Annotated in this window: 18 protein-coding genes, 1 tRNA gene and 5 pseudogenes (1 of these 24 cut by a window edge); 14 read left to right on the top strand and 10 right to left on the bottom strand. The window is 61.8% G+C overall.

All coding sequences use genetic code 11. The features are described from left to right. Positions 1-8 precede the first annotated feature (8 nt). Positions 9-1,201 (top strand): annotated as a pseudogene (locus tag ACFQAU_RS09730) (Zn-dependent hydrolase). Positions 1,202-1,207: 6 nt separating this feature from the next. Here the strand turns inward: ACFQAU_RS09730 and ACFQAU_RS09735 are convergent. Next, on the bottom strand, positions 1,208-1,924 hold the full coding sequence (locus ACFQAU_RS09735; RefSeq protein WP_132444152.1) for a response regulator transcription factor: 717 nt from the start codon (positions 1,922-1,924) through the stop codon (positions 1,208-1,210). Then, positions 1,921-3,829: pseudogene (locus ACFQAU_RS09740) on the bottom strand (PAS-domain containing protein). The gene ACFQAU_RS09735 and the pseudogene ACFQAU_RS09740 overlap by 4 nt, the downstream one beginning before the upstream one ends. Positions 3,830-3,943: 114 nt before the next feature. On the opposite strand from ACFQAU_RS09740, the gene ACFQAU_RS09745 reads away from it, so the two are divergent. The 9 genes from ACFQAU_RS09745 to ACFQAU_RS09785 all read left to right on the top strand — a co-directional run bounded on the left by ACFQAU_RS09745 (position 3,944) and on the right by ACFQAU_RS09785 (position 14,929). Further along, the gene (locus ACFQAU_RS09745; protein ID WP_067916388.1) at positions 3,944-4,366 is read left to right on the top strand and encodes a c-type cytochrome; all 423 of its coding nucleotides are present in this window, start codon (positions 3,944-3,946) and stop codon (positions 4,364-4,366) included. A 198-nt stretch (positions 4,367-4,564) separates the two neighbouring features. After that, the gene (locus ACFQAU_RS09750) at positions 4,565-6,496 is read left to right on the top strand and encodes an AMP-binding protein (protein ID WP_260011256.1); all 1,932 of its coding nucleotides are present in this window, start codon (positions 4,565-4,567) and stop codon (positions 6,494-6,496) included. 50 nt (positions 6,497-6,546) lie between these two features. Further along, entirely contained in the window at positions 6,547-7,365 is an 819-nt protein-coding gene (locus ACFQAU_RS09755; protein ID WP_120352129.1) for an ABC transporter ATP-binding protein, read from the top strand. A gap of 59 nt (positions 7,366-7,424) precedes the next feature. Beyond that, positions 7,425-8,414, top strand: a complete 990-nt coding sequence (locus ACFQAU_RS09760; protein WP_132444191.1) for a branched-chain amino acid ABC transporter permease — start codon at positions 7,425-7,427, stop codon at positions 8,412-8,414. Between the two features lie 128 nt (positions 8,415-8,542). Continuing rightward, positions 8,543-9,619: a branched-chain amino acid ABC transporter permease gene (locus ACFQAU_RS09765; RefSeq protein ID WP_120350062.1), complete on the top strand. Its 1,077-nt coding sequence runs from the start codon at positions 8,543-8,545 to the stop codon at positions 9,617-9,619. Positions 9,620-9,701: 82 nt separating this feature from the next. After that, complete coding sequence (locus ACFQAU_RS09770; protein WP_067630058.1) at positions 9,702-10,982, top strand: ABC transporter substrate-binding protein; 1,281 nt, start codon at positions 9,702-9,704, stop codon at positions 10,980-10,982. Between the two features lie 67 nt (positions 10,983-11,049). Then, positions 11,050-11,886 carry an ABC transporter ATP-binding protein gene (locus ACFQAU_RS09775; RefSeq protein WP_067630052.1) on the top strand — a complete coding sequence of 279 codons (837 nt, stop codon included), beginning with the start codon at positions 11,050-11,052 and terminating at the stop codon, positions 11,884-11,886. A gap of 91 nt (positions 11,887-11,977) precedes the next feature. After that, positions 11,978-13,204: a phenylacetate--CoA ligase family protein gene (locus tag ACFQAU_RS09780; RefSeq protein ID WP_120350063.1), complete on the top strand. Its 1,227-nt coding sequence runs from the start codon at positions 11,978-11,980 to the stop codon at positions 13,202-13,204. Between the two features lie 54 nt (positions 13,205-13,258). Beyond that, positions 13,259-14,929, top strand: coding sequence for an ABC transporter permease (locus ACFQAU_RS09785; protein WP_120350064.1), 1,671 nt, complete (start codon positions 13,259-13,261; stop codon positions 14,927-14,929). Positions 14,930-15,217: 288 nt separating this feature from the next. Here the strand turns inward: ACFQAU_RS09785 and ACFQAU_RS09790 are convergent. The 4 genes and pseudogenes from ACFQAU_RS09790 to ACFQAU_RS09805 all read right to left on the bottom strand — a co-directional run bounded on the left by ACFQAU_RS09790 (position 15,218) and on the right by ACFQAU_RS09805 (position 17,641). After that, positions 15,218-16,233 (bottom strand): annotated as a pseudogene (locus tag ACFQAU_RS09790) (Fe(3+) ABC transporter substrate-binding protein). A gap of 129 nt (positions 16,234-16,362) precedes the next feature. Then, positions 16,363-17,238 (bottom strand): glutathione-dependent disulfide-bond oxidoreductase, encoded by an 876-nt coding sequence (gene yghU / locus ACFQAU_RS09795; protein ID WP_132444156.1) that lies wholly within the window; start codon positions 17,236-17,238, stop codon positions 16,363-16,365. Positions 17,239-17,365: 127 nt separating this feature from the next. Beyond that, positions 17,366-17,491 (bottom strand): type B 50S ribosomal protein L36, encoded by a 126-nt coding sequence (gene ykgO, locus ACFQAU_RS09800; RefSeq protein ID WP_005850168.1) that lies wholly within the window; start codon positions 17,489-17,491, stop codon positions 17,366-17,368. Between the two features lie 75 nt (positions 17,492-17,566). Beyond that, positions 17,567-17,641: transfer RNA gene (locus ACFQAU_RS09805), tRNA-Val, on the bottom strand. Positions 17,642-17,786: 145 nt separating this feature from the next. On the opposite strand from ACFQAU_RS09805, the pseudogene ACFQAU_RS09810 reads away from it, so the two are divergent. Further along, positions 17,787-18,646 (top strand): annotated as a pseudogene (locus ACFQAU_RS09810) (N-formylglutamate amidohydrolase). A 1-nt stretch (position 18,647) separates the two neighbouring features. Here ACFQAU_RS09810 and ACFQAU_RS09815 read toward each other — a convergent pair. After that, a pseudogene (locus ACFQAU_RS09815) lies at positions 18,648-19,900 on the bottom strand (DNA polymerase IV). A 60-nt stretch (positions 19,901-19,960) separates the two neighbouring features. Here ACFQAU_RS09815 and ACFQAU_RS09820 point away from each other — a divergent pair. Further along, on the top strand, positions 19,961-20,383 hold the full coding sequence (locus ACFQAU_RS09820) for an NUDIX hydrolase (RefSeq protein WP_132444158.1): 423 nt from the start codon (positions 19,961-19,963) through the stop codon (positions 20,381-20,383). A gap of 191 nt (positions 20,384-20,574) precedes the next feature. Here ACFQAU_RS09820 and pyrF read toward each other — a convergent pair whose 3' ends face one another. Both pyrF and ACFQAU_RS09830 read right to left on the bottom strand, forming a co-directional pair. Continuing rightward, complete coding sequence (gene pyrF / locus ACFQAU_RS09825) at positions 20,575-21,270, bottom strand: orotidine-5'-phosphate decarboxylase (protein WP_067630027.1); 696 nt, start codon at positions 21,268-21,270, stop codon at positions 20,575-20,577. 260 nt (positions 21,271-21,530) lie between these two features. Then, positions 21,531-21,845: an orotidine 5-phosphate decarboxylase gene (locus ACFQAU_RS09830; RefSeq protein ID WP_132444159.1), complete on the bottom strand. Its 315-nt coding sequence runs from the start codon at positions 21,843-21,845 to the stop codon at positions 21,531-21,533. Between the two features lie 355 nt (positions 21,846-22,200). Here ACFQAU_RS09830 and clpB point away from each other — a divergent pair, with 355 nt between their 5' ends. Beyond that, entirely contained in the window at positions 22,201-24,816 is a 2,616-nt protein-coding gene (clpB, locus tag ACFQAU_RS09835) for an ATP-dependent chaperone ClpB (protein ID WP_120350069.1), read from the top strand. A 74-nt stretch (positions 24,817-24,890) separates the two neighbouring features. Here the strand turns inward: clpB and ACFQAU_RS09840 are convergent, their stop codons facing one another. After that, on the bottom strand, positions 24,891-25,325 hold the full coding sequence (locus ACFQAU_RS09840) for a hypothetical protein (RefSeq protein WP_067630017.1): 435 nt from the start codon (positions 25,323-25,325) through the stop codon (positions 24,891-24,893). Between the two features lie 122 nt (positions 25,326-25,447). Between ACFQAU_RS09840 and msrP the strand changes: the two genes are divergently transcribed. Further along, positions 25,448-25,991, top strand: the 5' portion of a protein-coding gene (gene msrP / locus ACFQAU_RS09845) for a protein-methionine-sulfoxide reductase catalytic subunit MsrP (protein WP_132444160.1). Its footprint extends 362 nt past the window's final position; 544 of the gene's 906 nt are visible here — the first part of the coding sequence; its start codon is at positions 25,448-25,450; its stop codon lies off the right edge, out of view.

A 25,991-nucleotide genomic window follows, 5' to 3' on the forward strand; every position in this document is an offset into this window, starting at 1 on the left:
TTTTAAAGATGAAGATTGATGCCGCCCGATTTCTGAAAGACCTGCATGACCTGCGTGCCATTGGCGCAGCGGGTGTGGGCAAGGGCGTGGTGCGCCCGGCCTATTCCGCTGCCGATGTGGAGGCGCGAGAATGGCTTGCCGGGCGGATGCGCGACGCAGGGCTGACCGTTGAGGTCGACGCCATGGGTAACCTCTTCGGACTTGCCGAGGGGCCGTCGATCCTGCTGGGGTCGCATTCCGACAGCCAGCCCGAAGGCGGCTGGCTTGATGGTGCCTTGGGTGTGATCGCCGCACTTGAAGTGGCCCGCGCAGCACAGGAGGCCGGGGGCCTGCGGTCTCGGTCGTGTCGTTTCAGGACGAAGAGGGGCGCTTTGGCGTGACCACCGGTTCGACCGTCTGGTCCGGCGCTTTGGATCAGATGGATGCTGACAGTCTCACCGATCACGCCGGGGTCAGCCTGGCCGAGGCGCGCCGCGCGATGACGGGTATGGTCACCGGCCCCGTCGATCCCGCGCAGTTCACCGGTTATATCGAGTTGCACATCGAACAGGGTCCGACGCTGGATGACAGTGGCGAGCAGATCGGTGTCGTCACTGATATCGTCGGCATTCGCGATATGAAGGTGACCTTTGAAGGCCAGCAGAACCACGCGGGCACCACGCCGATGGCTGTGCGCAAGGATGCCTTTCAAGCGGTATCTGCCTTCAACAGCCTGCTCAATGACCGGCTGCGCAATGTGGTGACGCCCAGCACCGTCTGGACGATCGGCCATGTCAGCCTGCATCCCAATGCCTCGTCCATCGTGCCGGGCAAAGCGGTATTTTCCATGCAGTGGCGGGACGGCGACAGCGACCGTCTGTCCCGGATGGAAGCGATCATCCGCGAGACTGCCGAAGAGGTCGCCCAGACCCGCGGGATGGAGCTGTCTTTTGGTCCGATGTTGGGGTTGGAGCCGGTGGCGATGGATGCCCGGCTGCGCGACGCGCTGGCCGATGCGGCGGAGACGGTAGCGCCGGGCAAGTGGCGCAAGATGCCCTCGGGGGCTTTGCACGACGCGACCAATGTGGCCCGGCTGATGCCCGTGGCGATGTTGTTCGCGCCGTCGATCAATGGGATCAGCCATGCTTTCGAAGAGGACACAGCCGAAGACGATCTGGTCGCGGCGGTTGAGGTGCTGGGCCGGGCCGTCGCGGCGCTTTGAGCGCCGTCAGTCCCAATCCACATCGCCAAGGAAGATATAGCCCGCGCCATAGATCGTCTTGATCAACTGCGGGTTCTTCGGGTCTTCGCCAAGTTTCGTGCGCAACCGCGAGATGCGCACGTCCATCGCCCGGTCAAAGCTTTCCGAGGCGACGCCGCCAAGGCTTTCTTGCATCTGCGCGCGGCTGATCAGGCGTTTCGGTGCGTCTAGGAACAGGCGCAGCACCTCGCCTTCGGCGTGGGAAAATGTCACCTCGGTGCCTGTCGCATCCTGCAAGACATAGCGGTCGAAATGCGCGGTCCAGCCGTTGAACCGCGCGGTGGTGCCAGCCTGTGGCGTCGGCTTGGCGCTGCGCAGGCGCGCGCGAATGCGGGCGACCACTTCCGCCGGATCGAAAGGTTTGATGATGTAATCGTCGGCCCCCAGTTCCAGCCCGGTCACCCGGTCTTGCACCTGCGCGCGGCCCGAGATGATGATCACAATCGCGCCTTGTTCCAGCGCCAGCCGATGTACCAGCGTCAGCCCGTCGGTGTCGGGCAGGCTGAGATCGACAAGGCAGACATCGGGCGTATGGTTGGCCAAGGCGGCCTCAAAAGCCCGCGCGCGGCCAAAGCTGAGCGTGTCGAAGCCCGCTTCCTGCAAGGTGTCCGACAGCATCTGCCGGATCTCGGGTTCGTCATCCAGAATGGTGACCAGTGGGCGCGGGGCGGTATCACGGCTCATGGGGCGGTGGCTTTCAATGGGGCGATCAACGCTTGCAGATCGTCTTTTTCAAAGGGTTTGCGCAGCACCGGCGCGAGGGTCTGCGCCTCGACGAAAAGCGGGTGGTCGGGGGCAAGGAGGTCATCAGCAACAGCGGCAGGCTGCTGCCGACGCGCCGGGCAAGGTCGATGCCGGTGCCTTCGCCGGTGAGTTGGATGTCCGAGAGGACAAGGGTGATGTCGGGCAGATCAGCGATCAGGGCCGTGGCCTCATCGGCGCTGGTGGCCTCGATCACCGAATGGCCCTGATCCATCAACATGTCGCGCACCACAGCGCGGATATCACTCGTGTCTTCGACCAGCAGCACCAGTCCTGTCGTGGCGGGCACGGTGGCGCGGTAGGGCAGGCGCAGGCTGATCTGCGCGCCGCCCTCGGGGGCATTGCTCAGCCGCAGATCGCCGCCTGCGGATTTGGTCATGTCGTAGACCATCGGCAGGCCCAGCCCCGACCCCTCGCTGCCCTTGGTGGTGAAAAACGGCTCGACCCCACGCTCCAGCGCAGAGGGAGAGAAGCCCGGCCCGGTATCGTGGATCACCCATTCGGTCCATGTGTCATGCACCAGCCGTTGGGTCAGCGTGATCGTGCCCTGCGCGCCGCAGGCATCGCGGGCATTAAGGATAAGGTTCAAAAGCGCGTCCTGCACCCGCCCTTTATCAAGCAGGACAGACCCCTCCGGCGCGTCATTGCGCACCACCAGCGCGCATTTCGGCGGCAGAGTGGGGGCGGCGAGGGTCGAAAGCTCGTTCAGCAGATCGGCGAGATCGGTGGCCGCGGGGCGCAGGGCGCGGGGTTCTGTCACATCGGCGATGGAACTCAGCAGCGTGCCGCCCGCCGCGCGGCGGCCAAGGTGCCTTCGACCAATTCGCCCGCTTGGCGCGGCATGTCAGGCAGGCGGGCAAGTTTCGACTGCATCCCCAGAATGATCGTCAAAAGGTTTGAGAAATCATGCGCCAGCCCAGAGATCATCCGTGAGGCGAGCTCGCGTTTCAGCGTCTGTTGCAGGGCGACGCGGGTCTGGGTTTCTTCGGTGATGTCCATCGACAGGATGTAAACCCCGCCGCGCCCATCGGGGGTGAAGGCACCGCGTATCCGGCGGGCAGAGGCGTCATGAGTGAACTCGATCACCGCCGGGCTGCCCGCATAGGCTTGGGTCAGCGCCGGTTTGATCCGCGCATAGGCGGAGGCCCCAAGCGCGTCGCTGATGTGCAGTCCGTAGATATTGCTGGGCCGTCCCGGCATGACACTGCTCAGACGGCGGTTGGAATAGATATAGCGGCCATTCTCGTCGACATGGGCGATATGGGCTGGCATCATCTCGGTCGTCAGGCGGGTGCGGGCTTCGCTTTCGGTGACCTGCCGTTTGGCTTCTTCCAGCGCCGTGATCGTCGCTTCGAGTTTGCGGTTGCTGGCGGCGAGTTGTTCGGCATGGGAGAGCAGTTGATCGCTCAGCGCATCGGACCGCGCGCGCAACAGCGCCTCTTGCCGTTTGGTGTTGGTGATGTCGGTATAGACGGTGACCCAGCCGCCCTGCGGCAGCGGGGAGCCTTCGACGCTGATGGTGCGCCCGTTCGCGCGGGTGCGTTCCATGTAATGCGGCACAAAAGCCTGCGCCTGTTCGACACGCTCGGCCACGAAGGCATCGACATCCGTGACCTCACCATATTCGCCGGTTCCGGCAAGGTGGCGGATCGTATCCTCAAACGGCGCGCCGGGGGTGACCAGTTCATCGGGCAGATCGAACATGGATTGAAACGGCCCGTTGCAGACCGCAAGGCGCAGGTCGCTGTCATAGATCGTCAGCGCCTGAGCGATCAGGTTCAGACCGGCTTGGGTCAGGGCTTTGGTTTGGTCATCGGTGATCTGCATTGGCATCCGTCGACGGTAGGGCCAGCACCGCGCAGAGGAAAGGCCAAATGGCGCTTGACCTTCTTGCGCTGGAGGCCCGGAGAAGCGCGGCAAATGAAACCCGAAAGGCAGAGCATGGACAAGAACTTTGGAATGGTGGCGGTGGCTGCGGTGGTCGCGATTGGCGGATATATGTGGTGGCGTGCCGAAGAGGCCCCGGCCCCCACAGCAAGCGGCGCGGCGATGGCAGCCGTCACCCTGCCGGACAGCCTGAGCGAGCAGGCGCAGATCGGCGCGCGTGCATTTGAGGCGAAATGCTCGGCTTGTCACGGGGTCAATGCCGCCGGGCGCGAAGGCGCAGGCCCGCCGCTGATCCATAAAATCTATGAACCCAGCCACCACGGCGATGGCGCCTTTCTGGTCGCGGCAACCAATGGCGTACGCCAGCACCACTGGTCTTTCGGCAATATGCCCCCGGTGGAAGGGATCACCCAGGCCGAGGTTAAATCCATCGTGACCTATGTGCGCGAGGTGCAGCGTGCCAACGGCATCGACTAGCCGCGAAGGGTGCTAAATCGCGCTGTAACAATTCGTTAGGATTCGGAAAAGATCAGGAAAAAGTTGACCTCCACACCTAAGACAACGTCACTTGTGAGATCATAGAATCGCACAAGCGATCGAACCCGCCGGGGAGGGCGGGCATGGGAGGAAGACAATTTGGCTAAGCCGCTGACGCGTGCCGACGGACCTCAGTCCGTGCCGGCGCTGTTGCATCGCAACGCAAGTGAATTCGCAAACGCCCCCGCTTACCGGGAGAAGGAATACGGGATCTGGCAAAGCTGGACCTGGTCGCAGACCCGCGACGAGGTTGAGGCGCTGGCGCTCGGATTTCTGGAGCTGGGATTGGACGAGGGCGATTTCGTCGCTGTTATCGGGCGCAACCGACCATACCTCTATTGGGCGATGATGGCGGCGCAGATGGCTGGCGCCATCCCCGTCCCGCTTTACCAAGACGCCAACGCCGAAGAGATGGCCTATGTCATGGGCCACTGTGGCGCGCGTATTGCCGTGGTGGGCGATCAGGAGCAGGTCGACAAGATCATCGAAGTGCAGGCGCAGCTGCCCGACTTTGAGCGGATGATCTATCTCGACCCGCGGGGCCTGCGCAAATACGACCACTCCAAGCTCGACCAATACAGCGCCGTGCAGGAAATGGGCCGCTCCAACCGCGAGAAACACATTGCGGAACTGGAAGCCCGTCAGGCCAAACTGAACTACGATTCAACTGGCGTGATGCTTTATACCTCGGGCACCACCGGCAAGCCTAAGGGCGTGGTTCTGTCCAACCGCAACGTGATCGAGACCGCGAAGTCGTCTTCGGAGTTCGACAATCTCAAACGCAATGATGAGATCCTCGCCTATCTGCCGATGGCATGGGTTGGTGATTTCATCTTCTCCGTGGGCCAAGCGCTCTGGACCGGGTTCTGCACCAATTGTCCCGAAAGCGCCGAGACGATGCATGTCGATCTGCGCGAGATCGGGCCGACCTACTATTTCGCTCCGCCGCGTGTGTTCGAGACGCAGCTGACCTCCGTCATGATCCGCATGGAAGACGCGAGCCGCTTTAAGAAATGGCTGTTCGACAAGTTCATGGCTCATGCCCGCAAGGTTGGGCCAGCGATTCTGGATGGCAAAAAGGTATCCGCTTGGGATCGCGCGAAATATGCGCTTGGTGAGCTGATGATCTATGGCCCGCTGAAAAACACGCTGGGGTTCAGCCGCGTGCGGGTGGGCTATACGGCGGGCGAGGCGATCGGCCCGGAGATTTTTGATTTCTACCGTTCGCTCGGCATCAACCTGAAACAGCTCTACGGCCAGACCGAGGCGACGGTGTTCATCACCGCCCAGCCTGACGGCGAAGTGCGCAGCGACACCGTGGGTGTGACCTGCCCCGGCGTTGAGTTGAAAATCGCGGACAATGGCGAGGTCTTCTACCGCTCGCCGGGTGTCTTCGTGGAATACTACAAGAACCCCGAAAGCACCGCCGACACCAAGGATGCCGAGGGCTGGGTCGCCACGGGCGATGCGGGCTTTATCGAAGAAGGCTCGGGCCACCTGCGCATCATCGACCGCGCCAAGGACGTGGGCCAGATGGCCGATGGGCGGCTCTTTGCGCCGAAATATGTGGAGAACAAGCTCAAGTTCTTCCCCAACATCCTTGAGACTGTGGTTTTTGGCAACCAGCGCAGCGAATGCACCGCTTTCATCAACATCGACCTCACGGCGGTGGGCAACTGGGCCGAGCGTAACAACATCGGCTACGCCTCTTACCAAGAACTCGCGCGGCATCCGCAGGTGATGGACACGATCCAAAGCCATGTGGAGGAGGTGAACCGCTCGGTCGCCGAGGATGAGATGCTTTCGGGCTGTCAGGTGCACCGTTTTGTCGTGCTGCACAAAGAGTTGGACGCCGACGATGGTGAATTGACCCGCACCCGCAAAGTGCGCCGCAAGATCATCGAAGAGAAATACGCCGACATTATCACCGCGCTTTATGACGGCTCCAAACAGGTCAGCACCGAGACGGAAGTGACTTATGAGGATGGCCGCAAGGGCTCGATCAAGGCGACGCTCGAGATTCGCGACGCCGCGGTGCAGCCGACCAGCCACAAGATGGCAGCGGAATGAGCGCGGCCGGGGCCAGCGCCGGGCAGGCGGGAACTATGGAAAGGGACAGCGTGAAAGATCAGGCTGACAGCTATGTCACCGACGACGGCCGCACCATCGGCCCGACGGTGATGGAGATGAAGAACATCACCCTGCGCTTTGGCGGCGTGGAGGCGATCAAGGACATCTCATTCGACATCCGCGAGGGTGAAATCCGCGCGATTATTGGGCCGAACGGGGCGGGGAAGTCCTCGATGCTCAATGTAATCAGCGGCTTCTACGTCCCGCAGGAGGGTGAGGTTTGGTACAAAGGCGCGCAGCGTCCGCCGATGAAACCCTACCAGGTGGCGCAGCAGGGCATCGCACGGACCTTTCAGAACATCGCGCTGTTTGAGGGCATGTCAGTGCTCGACAACGTGATGACGGGTCGTCTGACGCAGATGAAATCGGGCCTGCTGGCGCAGTCTTTGTGGAAGGGCAAGGCCGAGCGCGAAGAGGTCGAGAACCGCGAGATCGCCGAGAAGGTCATCGACTTTCTGGAGATTCAGGCGATCCGTAAAACCCCGGTCGCGCGTCTGCCTTACGGTCTGAAAAAGCGCGTTGAACTGGCCCGCGCCTTGGCGGCTGAGCCAACGATCCTGCTGCTGGATGAGCCGATGGCTGGCATGAACGTCGAAGAGAAAGAGGACATGTCCCGCTTTATTCTCGACGTGAACGACGAATTCGGCACGACCATCGCGCTGATTGAGCATGACATGGGCGTGGTCATGGACCTGTCCGACCGCGTCGTCGTGATGGATTACGGCCGCAAGATCGGTGACGGCTCGCCCCACGACGTGCGCAACAATCAAGAGGTGATCGACGCCTATCTGGGGGTGGCACATGAGTGATCTTTGCATGGCGACCGCAGGCAGCAACACTGCCGTTCTGACTTTGGGGAGGGCCAATGATGCCTGAGCAACTGGCGTTTACAATCGAGGTCTTCATGAACGGGCTGATGGCCGGGGTGCTCTATGCGCTCGTGGCGCTTGGCTTCGTGCTGATCTACAAGGCTTCGGGCATTTTCAATTATGCTCAAGGTGTTATGGCGCTTTTTGCCGCGCTGACACTGGTCGGGATCATGGACGGGCAGGTGCCCTTTAGCCATCTGATTAACGCGATCCTCGGCACCGAGGTGCATCACTTCGGTTGGCATGTGCCCGCCTTCCTTGCCATCCTGCTGACGATGGTGGTGATGATCGTGCTGGCCTATTGCGTGCAGCGGTTCGTATTCCGCTACCTTGTGGGCCAAGAGCCGATCATTCTGTTCATGGCGACCATCGGTCTGGCCTATTTCCTTGAAGGCGTCGGCGATCTGATGTGGGGGTCTGAGATCAAGACGCTCGACGTGGGGCTGCCGCAGGGCATTAACATCTGGATTGATGAATTTACCTTTGACGCCACAGGCTACGGCTTCTTTATCGACAACCTCGATATCGTGGCCTCCATCGTCGCGGCGATCCTTGTGATTGGGTTGGTGATGTTCGCGCAATACACCAAGCAGGGCCGCGCCATGCGGGCTGTGGCGGACGACCATCAGGCCGCGCTGTCGGTGGGTGTCTCGCTGAACTTCATCTGGATTTTGGTCTGGTCGCTGGCGGGTTTCGTGGCCTTGGTCGCGGGCATCATGTGGGGCGCGAAATCGGGCGTGCAGTTCTCGCTGTCACTGATCGCGCTGAAGGCGCTGCCGGTGCTGATGTTGGGTGGCTTCACCTCGATCCCCGGTGCGATTGTCGGCGGGCTGATCATCGGTGTGGGTGAGAAATTGTTCGAATTCCTGATCGGTGCCCCCTTCCTGGGCGGCGCGACTGAGAACTGGTTCGCCTATATGCTGGCGCTGGTCTTCCTCGTCTTCCGCCCACAGGGCCTGTTTGGGGAGAAGATCATTGAGCGGGTTTGATACAGGCTACCCGGAAACTGTCCGGGGACAGTTTCGCCTGTTCAAAGGGCGGAGCCCCGGATTGATACAGGCATGATGCGCCGCTGTGCATCCAACGACACAAAGATCGCAGAAGGGAAATCAGTCTAATGTTCTATCGTGAAGCAGGCGATTTCAGCACGACCTACGCCGAAGACCAGCAGACCTTTCCGATCAAGTTCGACCGGTATCGCTACTATGTGGTGCTGTTCGTTGCGATCTTTGTTATTCCCTTCATGGTCAATGACTACTGGGTAAACTCGCTGTTCCTGCCCTTCCTGATCTACGCCATTGCGGCGATTGGGCTGAACATCCTTGTCGGCTATTGCGGGCAGGTGAGCCTTGGCACCGGGGGCTTCATGGCGGTGGGCGCTTACGCCTCCTACAAACTGATGACGGCGATGCCAGATGTGAGCATGTTCATCCATATCCTGCTCGCCGGGTTGATCACCGCCGCGGTGGGCGCGCTGTTTGGGCTGCCAAGTCTGCGGATCAAGGGCTTTTACCTTGCCGTGGCGACACTGGCGGCACAGTTCTTCCTTGTGTGGCTGTTTAACCGGGTGCCGTGGTTCTACAACTACTCGGCCTCCGGCCAGATCAGCGCACCTGAGCGGGACACTTTTGGCATCCTGATCACCGGACCGAGCGCCGAAGCCTGGGCCACCTATATGTTCTGCCTGATTTTCACCGTCTTCTCGGCGCTGGTGGCGCGCAACCTGACGCGCGGCTCGGTGGGCCGTAAATGGATGGCGATCCGCGACATGGACATCGCCGCCGAGATCATCGGGGTGAACCCGCTGCGGGCGAAACTGACGGCCTTTGCGGTGAGCTCTTTCTTCATCGGCATCTCCGGCGCGTTGTTCTTTTCGATCTATCTCGGCGCGGTCGAAGTGGGCGAAGCCTTCGGCATCACCAAATCGTTCCTTGTGCTCTTTATGATCATCATCGGAGGATTGGGCAGCATCTTTGGCAGCTTTGCGGGGGCCGCATTCCTTGTGCTGCTGCCGGTGCTTCTGAAGATCGTCGGCGTCGACTGGCTGGGCTGGCCCACGGATATCGTGGCGCATTTGCAGCTGGTGATTGTCGGCGGGCTGATCGTGATCTTCCTGATCGCAGAGCCGCACGGGCTGGCGCAGCTGTGGCGCGTGGCCAAGGAAAAACTGAGATTGTGGCCCTTCCCGCACTAAGGGACGGCCATGAAAAGCGAGGCCGGAGGGAGGAAACCCGGCCCAAACACCCAAGTCGGACAATCCAAGGGAGGAAACACCGATGAAATATAAACTGGGAACACTGGCCGTAGCTGGCCTGATGGCCGCAAGCCCCGTGATGGCGGACCTTGTCTTTCCATCGCTGAGCTATCGTACCGGGCCCTACGCGGCGGGCGGCATCCCCTTCGCCGACGGTTACGCCGATTACTTCACGTTGCTGAACGAGCGTGACGGCGGCATCGGTGGCGAAACCATCCGTGTGCCAGAGTGCGAGACCGCCTATAACACCGAAAAAGGCGTTGAGTGCTACGAGTCGACCAAGGGCGAAGGCGCGCTGGTGTATCAGCCGCTCTCGACCGGCATCACCTACCAGCTGATCCCCAAAGTCACCGCAGACGACATCCCGATGCTGACATCGGGTCTGGGCCGTACCTCGGCCAAGAACGGCAACACTTTCAGCCACGTCTTTAACTTCCCGGCGAACTACTGGGATGGCGCGTCGGTTGCGATCAAGCACATCATGGAACAGGAAGGTGGCAGCCTTGAGGGCAAGAAGATCGCGCTCGTGTACCACAACTCCGCCTATGGCAAGGAGCCGATCCGCACGCTGCAAGAGCTGAGCGAGAAGCATGGTTTCGAGCTGAAAGAAGTGCCCGTCGATCACCCCGGTCAGGAGCAGAAATCGCAGTGGCTGCAAATCCGCCGCGACAAGCCTGACTATGTGATCATGTATGGCTGGGGCGTGATGAACCAAGTTGCGGTTCAAGAAGCCGCCAACATCCGCTTCCCGATGGATAAGTTCATTGGCATCTGGTGGTCCGGTTCGGAAAACGACGTTCTGGCGGCGGGTGCCAAGGCCGATGGCTACAAGGCGCTGACCTTCCACAACGTGGGCTCCGACTATCCGCTTTATGACGATCTGCAGAAGTACGTCGTCGATGCGGGCAAAGCTGCCGGCGCAGGCGATCAGGTTGGTTCGGTGCTTTATAACCGTGGCGTCTATGCCGCCATGCTGGTGTCTGAAGCGGCCCGTACGGCGCAGGAAATCCACGGTGTGAGCGACATCTCCGGCGGCCAGATGCGCGACGGGATGGAGCAGCTTGAGATCACCGAAGAGAAGATGGCGGCGCTTGGCTTGCCGGACTTCGGGCCTGAGTTCTCGGTCTCCTGTGAAAACCACGGTGGTGAGGGCTTTGTCGCCGTGACCCAGTGGGATGCGGAAGCCAAGGAATGGAACCTCGTGTCGGACTTCATGCAGTCGGATCAAGACGTGATCCAGCCGCTGATCGATGCGGATAGCTCGGCCTATGCCGACGAGAACGCCATCGAAGGCAACTGCTAAGACACCGCTCCCGGCTGCCCTTCTGGGTGGCCGGGAACCTACCCAAGCCCCAAGAAAGGTCCTTCCCATGCTGGATGCCGCCAACACCAATGACGTCGCAGTCGACAACCTGCTTGAGGTCAACAATATCGAGGTGATCTACAACCACGTCATCCTCGTGCTGAAGGGCGTCAGCCTGAATGTGCCCAAGGGCGGCATCACCGCGCTGCTGGGCGGCAATGGCGCGGGCAAGACGACGACGCTCAAGGCGATCTCGGGGCTGCTGGCCTCGGAGCGAGGCGAGGTTACCAAAGGCTCGATCAAATACCGCGGCGGTCCGATCCAGCATCAGGACCCTGCCGAGACCGTGAAGAAAGGTGTCGTGCAGGTCATGGAAGGCCGTCACTGTTTTGAGCACCTCACCATCGAAGAAAACCTGCTGACCGGTGCCTATACCCGCACCGATGGCAATGCCGCGATCCAGCAGGACCTTGAGATGGTCTATAATTATTTCCCCCGCCTGAAAGAGCGCCGCCGCTCGCAGGCTGGCTATACCTCGGGCGGCGAGCAGCAGATGTGCGCCATTGGCCGCGCCCTGATGTCCCGGCCTGAGACGATCCTTTTGGACGAGCCGTCGATGGGCCTTGCGCCGCAACTGGTTGAGCAGATTTTCGAGATCGTGAAATCGGTGAACGAACAGGAGGGCGTGACCTTCTTGCTGGCCGAGCAGAACACCAACGTCGCGCTGCGCTTTGCGCATTACGGCTACATCCTCGAATCCGGTCGCGTGGTGATGGACGGCCCCGCCAAAGACCTGCGCGAGAACCAAGACGTGAAGGAATTCTACCTCGGCATGTCCGACGAAGGCCGCAAGAGCTTTCGCGACGTGCGCAGCTACCGCCGCCGCAAACGCTGGCTGAGTTAAGCCGGTACCCGACCGGACCAGAAAGACCCAAGACAAGACCAGAGCGGGCCTGTGCCCTCTCCAGTGATGCCATAGCAGGAAAGTGACAGGGATGCTGACCAAGCCCCATTTCGACGATCTGGAAACCCGCAGCGCCGACCAACGGGCGGCCGATTTGGCGCAGGCGCTGCCGCAGCAGATCGCCCGCGCACAGGGCTTGCCGGGTTATGGCGAGACGCTCAAAGGGGTGGACGCATCACAGATCACCTCAGCCGCCGCCCTAGCCGACCTCCCGGTGCTGCGCAAATCTGAGCTTGGCAAGGCGCAGGCGGGGCAGCCGCCCTTCGGCGGGTTCACGACCAAGCCGGTGACGGAGTTCAGCCATGTCTTCCAGTCGCCCGGCCCAATCTACGAGCCCTCCAGCAACGATCCTGACTGGTGGCGGATGGGGCGCTTCCTGCATGCCGCGGGCATCGGCGCGGGCGATGTGGTGCACAACTGCTTTGGCTACCATCTGACCCCTGCCGGCATGATCTTCGAATCCGGGGCGCGTGCGGTTGGGGCGACCGTCTTGCCCGCAGGCACCGGCCAGACCGAGCTACAGGTCACCGCCGCCCGTGATGTGGGCTCAACCGCCTATGCGGGCACGCCGGATTACCTCAAGGTGATCTTGGAAAAGGCCGATGCCATGGGGGTTGAGCTGAAAATCACCAAGGCGGCAGTCGGCGGCGGCGCGCTTTTCCCCAGCCTGCGGGCCTTCTATCAAGAGCGCGGTATCACCTGTTTGCAATCCTATGCCACCGCCGATCTGGGCAATATCGCCTATGAAAGCCCGGCAATGGAGGGGCTGATCGTCGACGAGCAGGTCATCGTCGAGATCGTCACTCCCGGCACCGGAATCCCGGTCGCGCCCGGTGAGGTCGGTGAGGTGGTGGTCACCACGCTGAACCCCGATTACCCGCTCATTCGCTTCGCCACTGGCGACCTTAGTGCCGTTTTGGAGGGCGAAAGCCCCTGTGGGCGGACCAACATGCGGATCAAGGGCTGGATGGGCCGCGCCGATCAGACCACCAAGATCAAGGGCATGTTCGTCCGGCCCGAGCAGGTGGCGGCACTGGTCGCCCAGCACGAGGAGATCCAAAAGGCCCGCGTCATCGCCAGCCGGGAAGGCGAGGCCGATGTGATGACAGTTCAGATCGAAACCGCCGGAGAGGACAAGGACGCCTATGCCCGATCCGTCGCCGATCTACTCAAGCTCAAGGGCCGGGTCGAGCTGGTTGCCCCCGGCAGCCTGCCGCGCGACGGGTTGGTGATCGAAGATACCCGCAGCTACGATTGAGGCGCGGCGTCGCGCCCTCTGGCATTTCCGAGTGAAATCGTCGAAATAGGGCGCATGACGCTGAACACCGCCTCCTCTGAGACGCCTCATCTGCGCCGCGCCCGCGACGGGCTGCGCGCGCTGTCGGCTGTCGCCCTGACCGTCGCCACCATCTGTGCGCTGCCGATGCTGGCGGTCCTGATCGCCGCGCTGAGCGGCGGGACGGAGACGGTGCAGCATCTGATCGACACGGTGCTGGGCCGCTACACGGTGACGACGCTGCTTTTGGTGCTGCTGGTATCTCTCGGCACCTTTGCCATCGGTGTGGGGGCGGCATGGCTGGTGACGATGACACGTTTCCCCGGCGCCAAGCTGTTGGAGATTGCACTGGTGTTGCCGTTGGCCTTCCCGGCCTATGTGCTGGCCTACGCCTATACCCATGTGCTCGACCATCCCGGCATTGTGCAGACCATGCTGCGCGACGTGACGGGCTGGGGCCCGCGTGACTACTGGTTCCCCGAGATCCGCTCGCTTGGCGGGGCGGCGGCGATGCTGGTGTTGGTGCTTTATCCTTACGTCTACCTCCTGGCTCGCGCCGCATTTCTGCAACAAAGCGGGACGACATTCCTGGCCGCCCGCGCGCTCGGCTCCAGCGCTTGGGCCGCGTTTTTCAAGGTCAGCTTGCCGCTGGCGCGGCCCGCCATTGCGGGCGGCGTGTTGCTGGCGGTGATGGAGACCATCGCCGATTTCGGCACCGTGGCCTATTTCGGCGTCCAGACCTTTGCCACCGGCATCTACACCAGCTGGTTCTCCATGTTCGACCGGGCCGCCGCCGCGCAACTGGCGCTCTGCCTGCTGAGTTTCGCGCTATTGCTGGCGATGCTGGAGCGGGCGCAGCGCGGCAAGGCCAAGTATCACGACCCCGCGCGTCGGACCCAATCCGCACCGCCAGCCGAGCTGAAAGGCTGGCAGGCCGCAGCGGCGATCGTGCTTTGTGGTGTGCCGGTGCTCTTTGGCGCGGTGCTGCCGGTGGTCATCCTCGTGACCATGGGGCTTGATAGCGAGCAGAGCCTTTTCAGCCCGCGCTACCTCGGTTTCATGCGCAATTCGGTGACGCTGGCGGGGGTCGCGGCTGTGCTGACGGTGCTGGCGGCGATCAGCGTGGGGTTTTACCGGCGGCTGCGCCCGGGCCGGGTCTCGCAGGGGGCGGCTTATGTCGCGCGGTTGGGCTATGCGGTGCCGGGCGGGGTGATCGCCGTGGGGCTGCTGGTGCCCTTCGCGGCCTTCGACAACGCGCTCGACGCTTGGATGCGCGAGACCTTTGATGTTTCCACCGGGCTTTTGATTACCGGTTCAATTTGGCTCTTGGTGCTGGCCTATCTGGTGCGCTTCCTCGCTGCGGCGCTTGGGGCCTATGAGGGCGGGCAGTCGATGGTGCATGCGAATATGGACGCCGCCGCGCGGTCACTGGGGCAGACGCCCTTGGGGACGCTGCGCCGGGTGCATCTGCCGATCCTTGCGCCGAGCCTGCTGACCGCGCTGCTGATTGTCTTTGTCGACGTGATGAAGGAACTGCCCGCGACGCTGATCATGCGGCCATTCAACTATGACACGCTGGCGGTGCAGGCCTACCGGCTAGCCAGTGATGAACGCTTGAACGGAGCGGCGGTGCCGAGCTTGGTGATCGTGGCGATGGGGCTGCTGCCGGTGATCCTGATCTGCCGGCAGGTGGGGCGGCAGCGGTAACGCGGAAGGGCCAGCGCCTGCCCGTGGGGTGGCGATCCTGACGTGCCTTGGTGCCACTTTAGGGTGCAATCTTGGTGTGTGTTCGCTAGGGCTTGCCCTGCCTCACCAAATCGCCTCCCCGCCGGGACGGGCAGGCGATGGCCCGGCGCCTGCGGCTTGATTCCGGGCCGGGGCGCGATGAGGGGAGGGTGATGCCCGGGGTGCCCCCGGGCGGGCGCTTGCGGGAAGCGCCGCGCATAAAAAAGGCGGGCCCGAAAGCCCGCCTTCTGCATTACTCGCTAGGTTGAATTATTCCCAGCCGACCGAGTTGAAGATCTTCTGCGCGGTGCCGATGTTCTCGGCCACGTCCGACAGGTTCACCTCGTCGGCTTTGAACTCACCCAACTGCTTGACGCTGTCGGCCAGTTCTACGCCTTCCACGGTGGGGAATTCATCGTTGCCCGCCGAGAAATAGACCTGCGCCTGATCGGAGGCGAGATACTCAAGGAATTTCACCGCGTTCTCACGGTTCGGGGCGTTCTTGGCCACGCCGCCGCCCGAGAGGTTCATATGCGCGCCGTTGCCTTCTTGGTCCGGCCAGATCAGGCCGATCTTGCCGATATCGGCGCTCACGCCGTCGACGTCGGTGCGGATCGCGCGGGCGAAATAGTAGCTGTTGGAGACCGCGATGTCGCACTCACCCGAAACGATGCCGCGCAGCTGGTCGGTGTCGCCGCCTTGGGGTGCGCGCGCCATGTTGTCGACCACGCCCTGCGCCCATTCGGTCGCGGCTTCTTCGCCCTCATGGGTCACGATGGAGGCCAGCAGGGTCTGGTTGTAGGTGTTGGTCGAAGACCGGATGCAGACCTGACCTTTGTAGGCCGGATCGGCAAGATCCATGTAGGTCGCTGGCGGATTGTCCATCGTCTCTTTGTTGTAGAAGATGATCCGCGCGCGTTGGGACAGACCGAACCACTGGTTGTCGTCGTCCTGCAGGTTGCCGGGGATGCGCTCTTCGAGCGTGTCGCTCTCGACCGCTTGCAGCAGGTCCATGTCTTTGGCGCGCTTGAGGCGGCTGGTGTCCACGGTCAGCAGGACGTCGGCGGGGAGTTCGCGCCTTCGGCTTCCATACGGGCCAGCAGTTCGTCGGCTTTGCCTTCGATGCGGTTGATGGTGATGCCGGTTGCTTCGGTAAAGTCGGAGTAGAGCCGCTCGTCAGTGTCGTAGTGACGCGAAGAGTAGAGATTCAACTCGCCATCGGCCAGCGCAGGAAGGGCCAGCGCCATCAGCGCGGCGGCGGCAGTCGATGTTTTGCAGAAGGTCATATCAGGGTCCTGTTCCATTTGGGATAACTTGACTGAAACAGTAAGAAACAGATTTTATCCGGCCCTGCAACCAATTCCGATAAATTTAGTCGGAAAGCCCCCGGCCGCACGAGGCCGAGGGCTATGCGGTCAGTCTTTGCCGCCGATCTTGTCTTGGGTCTTGGTGTCGAAATCGCTGGCGTCGTGCCGCTCATGCAGTTGCATCGACAGGTCATCGCCGAAGGCGCGGTTGACCATACGGCCCCGGGTCACGGCAGGGCGTGCGTCAATCGCTTCGGCCCAACGCATCACGTTTTTGTAAGAGCTCACGTCAAGGAACTCAGCCGCCGAATAGAGCCGCCCGAGCACCAATTGACCATACCAGCTCCAGATCGCCATATCGGCGATGGAGTATTCATCGGCGAAATACTCATGCTCGGCCAAATGCTTGTCCATCACATCAAGCTGACGCTTGGTTTCCATCGCGAAACGGTTGATGGGGTATTCGAACTTCTCTGGGGCGTAGGCGTAGAAATGGCCGAAGCCGCCGCCAAGGTAGGGCGCGCTGCCCATCTGCCAAAAGAGCCACGACAGCGCCTCGGTCCGGCGGGCGGGGTCTTGGGGCAGAAAGGCGCCAAACTTCTCAGCGAGATAGAGCAGGATCGCCCCCGATTCGAAGACCCGCTGGGGCGCATCGCCAGAGTGGTCCATCAGCGCGGGTATTTTGGAGTTGGGGTTCACCTCGACAAAGCCCGAACCGAACTGATCGCCCTCGGAAATATCAATCAGCCATGCGTCGTATTCAGCCGCCTTATGGCCCGCCTCTAGCAGCTCTTCGAACATCACCGTGACTTTGACGCCATTGGGCGTGGCGAGGGAATAAAGCTGAAAGGGGTGGTCGCCGACGGGCAGGTCCTTGTCATGGGTCGCACCGGCGATGGGCCGGTTGGTGCTGGCGAATTTGCCGCCGCTTTCTGATTCCCATTTCCAAACCTTTGGGGGCGTATATTCGGGCGTGTCCGACATGATGGTCTTCCTTGTTATTCAAGTCTGCTTTGAAGGTGGGGTTTTGCGCCGGGGTTGCAAGCCGTTATCCGCAACGAAAAAGGCCGCCCCCGAAGGAGCGGCCTTTAATTCTAAAAAGCTGCGAAGCTCAGCCCTGACGGGCTTTGAACCGGCGCTGCGTCTTGTTGATGACGTAAACGCGGCCTTTGCGACGCACAACACGGCAATCGCGATGCCGATTCTTGAGCGAGCGGAGCGAATTGCGAACCTTCATGGTCGTCTCCTCATGTCGTGGCGCGGGCCAGCGCCTGGGTTGCGGGCAACCTGCCAAAGGCAGGTCGATGAATAATGGTGGGCGATACTGGGATCGAACCAGTGACCCCTTCGATGTCAACGAAGTGCTCTACCGCTGAGCTAATCACCCACTTTTAAGCGTTTCCATACCGGCCCCAAAACTAAATGGGGCGCGAAATTTCGCGCCGTTGGGGTGCTATAAAAGGAGTCGGCGACGGGATCAAGGGCTTTTGGAGCGGAATAAACACGCTATGTTCGACTTAGAAGGAATTATTATGCCGATGACCGCCTACGAAGTACTGCATCCCGACCGAAACCGCTCTTGCGTGGTCTTTGCCTCGCCCCATTCGGGTCGGGATTATGCGGCGTCTTTCCTGCGGCGGTCGGTTTTGGACGAACATGCGATCCGCTCGTCCGAGGATGCTTTTGTCGATCTGTTGTTCGATTGCGCGCCGCTGCATGGGGCCTCTTTCATCAAAGCTGGTGCGCCGCGGGCCTATATCGACCTCAACCGCGCGCCCGAGGAGTTGGACCCATCGGTCATCGAAGGGATCCCGCGGCAGGGTCATAACCCGCGCGTGGCCTCGGGGCTTGGGGTGATTCCCCGCGTGGTGGCCAATGGTCGGGCGATTTATCGTGGCAAGCTTTCCCAAGAGGAGGCGCAGCTGCGCATCGACAGCTACTGGCGGCCCTATCACGCGAAATTGCAGGAGTTGCTGAGCGGGGCGCATCGCCGTCACGGGCAGGCGGTGCTGGTCGATTGCCACTCCATGCCGCATGAGGCGATGGATGGCGTCGCGCGCGGCGGGATGCGGCGGCCCGATGTCGTGTTGGGCGACCGCTTTGGCGCGGCGGCGGGGGCGAGGTGGTCGACCGGATCGAAGCCGCCTTTGTCGAGGCGGGGTTCGTGGTGACGCGCAATTCGCCCTTTGCCGGGGCCTATATTACCCAAGCCTATGGCCGTCCCTCGCGCGGGCAGCATGCCGTGCAGGTCGAGATCGACCGGGCGCTCTATATGAACGAGCGGTTGATTCGGCCCAACGGTGCTTTCGAGGCGGTGCAGGCAGCGTTGCAGCGTGTGGTGGCCGAAGTGGCGCAGATCGGACAGCAGCGGCTTCCCCTCGCTGCGGAGTAGGTCAGCGCAGGGCGCGGCCTTTCACGATTGCTTTATCGCCGAAACGGCTGCGAATGCTGTCGGCTGCGCGTTCGGCGCGGCTGCGCTGTGCGGCTCCGGGATCAAGTAAATCGCCGGCCATATCCGCCCCCTCTGCGCCCGAAAGATCCGATAGCCCCACGCCGATCAGCCGATAGGCGCTATTGTGGTCGACCTGATCGAACAGGGCGCGGGCGGTGCGATAAATGCGGTCGGCCAGTTGCGTCGGATCGTGCAGCGACAGACGGCGTGATAGCAAAGAGTGATCGGCGCGTTTCAGTTTTAGCGTCACCACCCGGCCTGCCATCTCTTTCGCCTTGGCACGGTCCGCCACCTTTTCCGCCAAGCGCCAGATGTGGCCATCGAGAATCTCTGCATCGCCGGTATCGTCTGAGAATGTTGTCTCATTGCTGATTGATTTCACCGGACGGTGCCGCGACACGCGCCGTTTGTCTTGGCCGCGCGCGAGATGCCAGAGCCGGTCGCCCATGCTGCCAAAGCGGGCGATGAGATCGGTCTGGTCCCACCGCAACAGATCGGAAAAACTGCGGATGCCGGCCTTTTCCAGCGCGGTCTGCGTGGCGGCCCCGACGCCCCAGATCATGCCCACCGGTTTGTCGCGCAAAAACGCCGCCGTTTCGCCCGCGCCGATGACAGAGAACCCATGCGGCTTGTCGAGGTCCGAGGCGACCTTGGCCAGAAACTTGTTATGGCTCAGCCCGATAGAACCTGTCAGCCCCAGTTCCACCTTCATCCGCCGCACCAAACGCGCCAGCATCACCGCCGGGGGCTGACCGTGCAGCCGCGCGGTGCCGGTCATATCGAGAAATGCTTCGTCCAGCGACAAGGGCTCAATCGCCGGGGTCATCTCTTCCATCATCGCGCGATCGCGCGGGAGGCTTCGACATAGACCTCCATGCGTGGCTTGATGATCACCGCCTCGGGGCACAGCTTGAGCGCCTGAAACATCGGCATGGCCGAGCGCACGCCCCGTATCCGCGCAACATAGCAGGCGGTCGACACGACCCCGCGCCGCCCGCCGCCGATGATGACGGGTTTGCCAGCCAGTTCGGGATTGTCGCGTTTTTCCACCGAGGCATAGAAGGCATCGCAATCCATATGGGCGATTGACAGGTCGAAGAGTTCCGGGTGGGACAGCACACGCGGGCTGCCACAGCGCGGACAGCGCCGCGCCGGAGCGATTTCAGAAAGACAGTCGCGACAGAGGGTAGCCATGAGTACACCGGGAGGGCAGGGTTCGGGCGACGATTCTAACCAGATCGCGAGGGATTTAACATGGGCTTTGATGGCGCAAAGCTGGCGCTGTACCTTGGAGAGAAGCTGGCCGTGATCCTGCGCGATGACACGCCGGGCCTGCCCTTTGCGGATCATTGGGATCTGCCCGGTGGGGGCCGCGAGGGGGCAGAGACCCCGCTGGCCTGCGCGCTGCGCGAATGCCGCGAAGAGTTGGGGATCGTGGTGCCCGAAGACGCGGTGATCTGGCAAGGCAGTTTTGATGAGGCTGGGCGGATCAAATGGTTCTTCGTTGCGCGCTTGCCTGCCGAGGCCGAGGCCCAGATTGTCTTTGGCGACGAGGGGCAGCGCTGGCGTTTGATGACGCAGGATGAGTTTCTGACCCACCCCCGAGCGGTGCCCGCATTTCAGGACCGTTTGCGGGTCTATCTGGCGCAAAGCGCGACAGAAAAAGACCAGCACTAGAGGGGGAAATAAAGGCCCCCGCCTGCGTGAGCGGGGGAGGTGACGAACATCAGGAAGAACCAGTTCGTCGGGGAGTATCACCTGAGTTCAACATAACATGTTACGCGGTTTTCGCCTAACATTGATGGCCGCCCCCGCGGCGCATCCCGGCGCGCTGTGGTCGATTTGCTACAGGGCGAGGGAGGTTCTTGTTAACGTTCAGAAATTTCCTGAAGCACGGCGCGGGCAGCGGCAGCGGGGTCTTCGGCCTGCCAGATCGGGCGGCCCACCACGATGTGATCGGCGCCATCCGCGATGGCCTGACCGGGGGTGGCGACCCGTTTCTGATCGCCCAATGCGGCACCTTGGGGGCGCACGCCCGGCGTGACGATAAGCTTGCCGTTTGCTTCGGGGAGGGCGCGGATCGCGGCGGCCTCTTGAGGGGAGGCGATGACGCCATCCGCGCCTGCGTCCAACGCGCGGCCCGCACGGGTCAGCACCAGATCGCCCAGATCGCCCGGTTGGATCAGCGCGGCGTCAAGGTCGGCGCGGTCAAGCGAGGTGAGGATCGTGACGGCGAGGATCTTCATGTCGGTGCCGGCGGCCCCTTGCTTGGCCGCCGCCACCACATGCGGGTCGCCGTGGACGGTCAGGAAATCCAGATCGAACTGGGCCAGCCCGCGCACCGCCGCCTCTACGGTGGCACCGATGTCGAAAAGCTTCATATCAAGGAAGATGCGCTTGCCATGTTCCTGTTTCAGTTCATTGGCCAAGGCCAAGCCGCCGCCCGTCAGCATGCCGAGGCCGATTTTGTAAAAGCCCACCGCATCGCCGAGCTTTTCGGCCAGTTCCAGCCCCGCGACCGCATGGGGAACATCAAGGGCGACAATCAGACGGTCATCAGACATGCGAGGGCTCCTGCCAATTTTCAAACGGCTTTGACCTACGCCGCGGCGCGGGGCAAGTCCATCATTCATGCAATAGGGGCGCAAAAAAATAGGGGCGCAAAAAGAGGCCCGAACACCGCGTTGCGGGGTCCGGGCCAAGTGATCAGAGACTTAGCAGGCAGGCACTGGTCTCTGGTATGCGGAACGCCACATCGGGACAGATGAGGTGGCAGCAGGTCCGCGGGCAGCCGCGCGGCAGGCAGGTGCCGCACGGAAGAGGGTTAGGCTGCGTCGCGGCCGGGGAGGTCCATGACCTCTTCCAACCAACGCAGCGGATCGAAGCTGCGGCGTCCGGCCCGCTGAGCGGGGACGTGGCGCAGGACCTCGGAACTCAAACCACGTTTCTGGGCGTGGCGGCGGAGCGCTTGACGGGACAGGCCGTCAGCGGCATCGCGGTATGACATGGTAATCGGGGCATCGATGGCACAAGCGTAGCGGCGCAGCTGCTCCCCGTCTTGGACGGTCACCAGCGCTTCGAAACACTGAGTGGCCGCATTGTAGGTGACTTCTGTCAACTGGATAGGGCGCGTCTGCATCGTTTCACCTCTTGTGTTCTTCTGAACCTTGGCAGGATTTGTCGTCCTGCTCTCGTCTGAGGAATGAACGCGAGAGGCAGCCAAATGGTTTCATTATGGTTACACTTTCTGTGGATAAAGGTTAACAATGTATTTATATCAATGGCATAGGGTGGTATTTTTTGACGCAAAGTGGCCGTATTTTCGCCTTATTGGCTGAATTCTTCCTATTGGCGGCTTCTTTGGCGGCGGTATTTTGCGCCCGTACGGTCTTGAACCCGCAGCACCGCTTCCCAAATTGATACCGAGGCTCAGACCGCTGCGTGCCACATATCGGGCGCGGCATTTTGGAGCGCTTGTAGAAAAGGAGAGACCCATGGACTTGAGCAAGTTCACGGAAAGATCGCGCGGCTTTATTCAAGCGGCGCAAACCATTGCGACACGGGAAAGCCATCAGCGGCTGTCCCCTGAACATGTACTCAAAGCACTGCTGGACGACGACCAAGGGCTGGCGCGCAACCTGATCGCGGCCTCGGGCGGCGATGGTGCGCGCGTGATGCAGGCGCTTGACCTCGCGCTTGGCAAAATCCCGAAAGTCACCGGCGATGCGGGGCAGGTCTATTTGGACGGCACCACCGCCAAAGTGTTGGCTGAGGCCGAAACCATGGCCAAGAAAGCGGGCGATAGTTTTGTCACTGTCGAACGCATTCTGACCGCGCTTTGCATGGTGAAGTCCGGCGCGAAGACGGCGTTGGAAGCGGGCAAAGTAACGGCTCAAGCCCTGAACACCGCGATTAATGATGTACGTAAGGGGCGCAAGGCCGACAGCGCCACCGCCGAAGACAGCTATGAGGCTTTGGAGAAATACAGCCTCGACCTGACCGCGCGGGCCGAAGAGGGCAAGATCGACCCTATCATTGGCCGGGATGAGGAAATCCGCCGCGCGATGCAGGTGCTGAGCCGCCGGACCAAGAACAACCCGGTGCTGATCGGTGAGCCGGGTGTGGGTAAGACCGCCATTGCCGAAGGCTTGGCCCTGCGGATCGTGCACGGTGACGTGCCTGAATCTCTGCGCAACAAACGCCTGCTCGCGCTCGACATGGGCGCGCTGATCGCCGGGGCGAAATACCGTGGCGAGTTCGAGGAGCGGCTGAAGGCGGTTCTGACCGAGGTGACCGAAGCCGCGGGCGAGGTGATCTTGTTCATCGACGAGATGCACACGCTGGTCGGTGCCGGTAAGGCCGACGGCGCGATGGATGCGTCGAACCTGCTGAAACCTGCGCTGGCGCGGGGTGAGCTGCACTGTGTGGGTGCCACCACGCTCGAAGAATACCGCAAATATGTCGAGAAAGACGCAGCACTTGCGCGGCGGTTCCAGCCAGTAATCGTGCAGGAGCCGACGGTGGAGGACACCGTTTCGATCCTGCGTGGTATCAAAGAGAAGTATGAGTTGCACCACGGTGTGCGCATTTCCGACACCGCGCTGGTCGCGGCGGCGACGCTGAGCCATCGCTATATCACCGACCGTTTCTTGCCCGACAAGGCGATCGACCTGATGGACGAAGCCGCCAGCCGTCTGCGCATGGAAGTCGACAGCAAACCCGAAGAACTGGACGCGCTGGACCGTCAGATCCTGCAGCTTCAGATCGAAGCCGAAGCGCTGAAGAAAGAAGACGATACCGCGTCCAAGGATCGGTTGGAGGCTTTGCAGAAAGACCTGAGCGATCTGCAAGACCGCAGCGCCGAGATGACGGCGCAGTGGCAGGCCGAGCGGGACAAGCTGGCCGGTGCGCGCGACATCAAGGAAAAGCTGGACCATGCGCGGGCCGACCTCGACATTGCTAAACGCGAAGGCAACCTCGCGCGCGCGGGCGAGCTATCTTATGGCGTGATCCCGCAGTTGGAGCGCGACCTTGAAGCCGCCGAGGGCCGCGAAGACGACATGATGGTCGAAGAGGCCGTGCGCCCGGATCAGATTGCCAGCGTCGTCGAGCGTTGGACCGGTATCCCTGCCGGCAAAATGCTGGAAGGGGAGCGGGACAAGCTGTTGCGGATGGAGGAGCAATTGCATGATCGGGTGATCGGTCAGAGCGCGGCTGTCAAAGCGGTCGCCAATGCCGTGCGCCGTGCGCGGGCGGGGCTGAACGACGAAAACCGCCCGCTTGGCAGCTTCCTCTTCCTAGGGCCGACTGGCGTGGGTAAGACCGAATTGACCAAGGCCGTGGCCGAGTTTCTCTTTGACGACGACAATGCGATGGTCCGCATCGACATGTCCGAGTTTATGGAGAAGCATTCGGTGGCCCGTCTGATCGGTGCCCCTCCGGGCTATGTCGGCTATGACGAGGGCGGTGTGCTGACCGAAGCGGTGCGGCGGCGTCCTTATCAGGTCGTGCTTTTTGATGAGGTCGAAAAGGCGCATCCGGATGTCTTCAACGTGCTGTTGCAGGTGCTCGACGATGGTGTGCTGACCGATGGTCAGGGCCGCACGGTCGACTTCAAGCAGACGCTGATCATCCTGACCTCAAACCTCGGGGCGCAGGCGCTGAGCCAACTGCCCGAGGGCGGTGACATGGCCGCGGCCAAGCGCGACGTGATGGACGCGGTCCGGGCGCATTTCCGGCCTGAGTTCCTGAACCGTCTGGACGAGACGATCATCTTTGACCGTCTGGGCCGTGCGGATATGGACGGCATCGTTACGATCCAGATGGCACGGCTGCTCAAGCGGCTTGCGGGGCGGAAGATCACGCTTGATCTGGATGACGCCGCGCGGAAATGGCTGGCGGATGAGGGCTATGATCCGGTCTTCGGCGCGCGGCCCCTCAAGCGGGTGATCCAGCGCACCGTGCAGGATCCGCTCGCTGAGATGCTGCTGGCCGGAGACGTGAAAGACGGCGATACCGTCACCGTCCGTGCCGGGGCCGATGGGTTGATCATTGGCGATCAGGTGGCCGCGTCGAACCGGCCCAAACCGGATGATGCCACGGTGCATTAAACGCCCAAGACGTTAAGAAAGGCCGGGGTTTTCCCGGCCTTTTTGCTTGGACTAAAACCCGCGAAAGGCGCCCATTATTCGCCAATCGCTTCCTTCACGATGGTATCTAGCAGGGTTTGCACCTCTTGCATCGCGCCCTCAGGGAAGGCGCGGTAGCCGACGGTCACCTCGTCGCTCTCTGGCAGTTGCATCACGAAAATGTCGTAGGGGCAAAAGCCGATGTTCATCACATCCGCTTCCATCACCTTGCGCGACAGCGCGGCCGAGCAAAAGCTGAACACCTCCGCCGCCTCGAACAGCACCACGTCAGAGCCGACATCCGCGCGGGTACGGTCCAGCATCTCACCTACATGGCTGACGTTTTCGGGGATCAGCCCTTGGTTCAGGATCGCATTCTCCACCCCAAAGGTCACATCGCCGAAGCTCTGATCCGTGGTATAGGTGACCATCTCATCCGCCTGCGCGGCGCTGGCCAGCATCAGACCGGCGGCAAAAAGAAAACGGATCATGGCGGCACTCCTTTAATAACGGCGCCTGACATTCCGGTGTGCTGGCTGAAATCCGGGCGAAAGGATTTGGTGCCACCCGCGGCGGGCGCTAACTTCTATTGAGTATAGTAGGGAGTGCTGAAATGGCCAATCGCTGGATCAATCGACTGACAGACCGAGACGTGACCGACGAGGCGCAGTACTTTAACCGGCGTCAGATCATGGGCGGCGCGATGGCGGGGCTGGGTCTGGCCAGCTTGGGGCAGGGGGCCATGGCCCAAGAGGAGCTTACCCCGAATGACTATGAGGACATCACCCAATACAACAATTACTACGAATTCGGCACCGGCAAGGGTGACCCCGCGAAATACGCAGGGAGCCTGACGACCAAGCCGTGGACAGTGGCCATCGAAGGGATGGTCGACAAGCCAGGCGATTACGCTTTTGAGGACATCATGAAGGCCATGACCGTTGAAGAGCGCATCTACCGCCTGCGCTGCGTCGAAGCTTGGTCGATGGTGGTGCCGTGGAACGGGTTCGAGTTGGCCGATCTGCTGAATATGGCCGGGGTGCAATCCGGTGCGAAATACGTCGCGTTCGAGACGGCCTACCGGCCTGAGGAAATGCCCGGCGTCCGCTTCCCCGTGCTCAACTGGCCCTATGTCGAAGGGCTGCGTCTGGATGAGG

The sequence above is a fragment of the Sulfitobacter profundi genome (assembly GCF_042661425.1).
Lineage (GTDB): Bacteria > Pseudomonadota > Alphaproteobacteria > Rhodobacterales > Rhodobacteraceae > Sulfitobacter > Sulfitobacter profundi.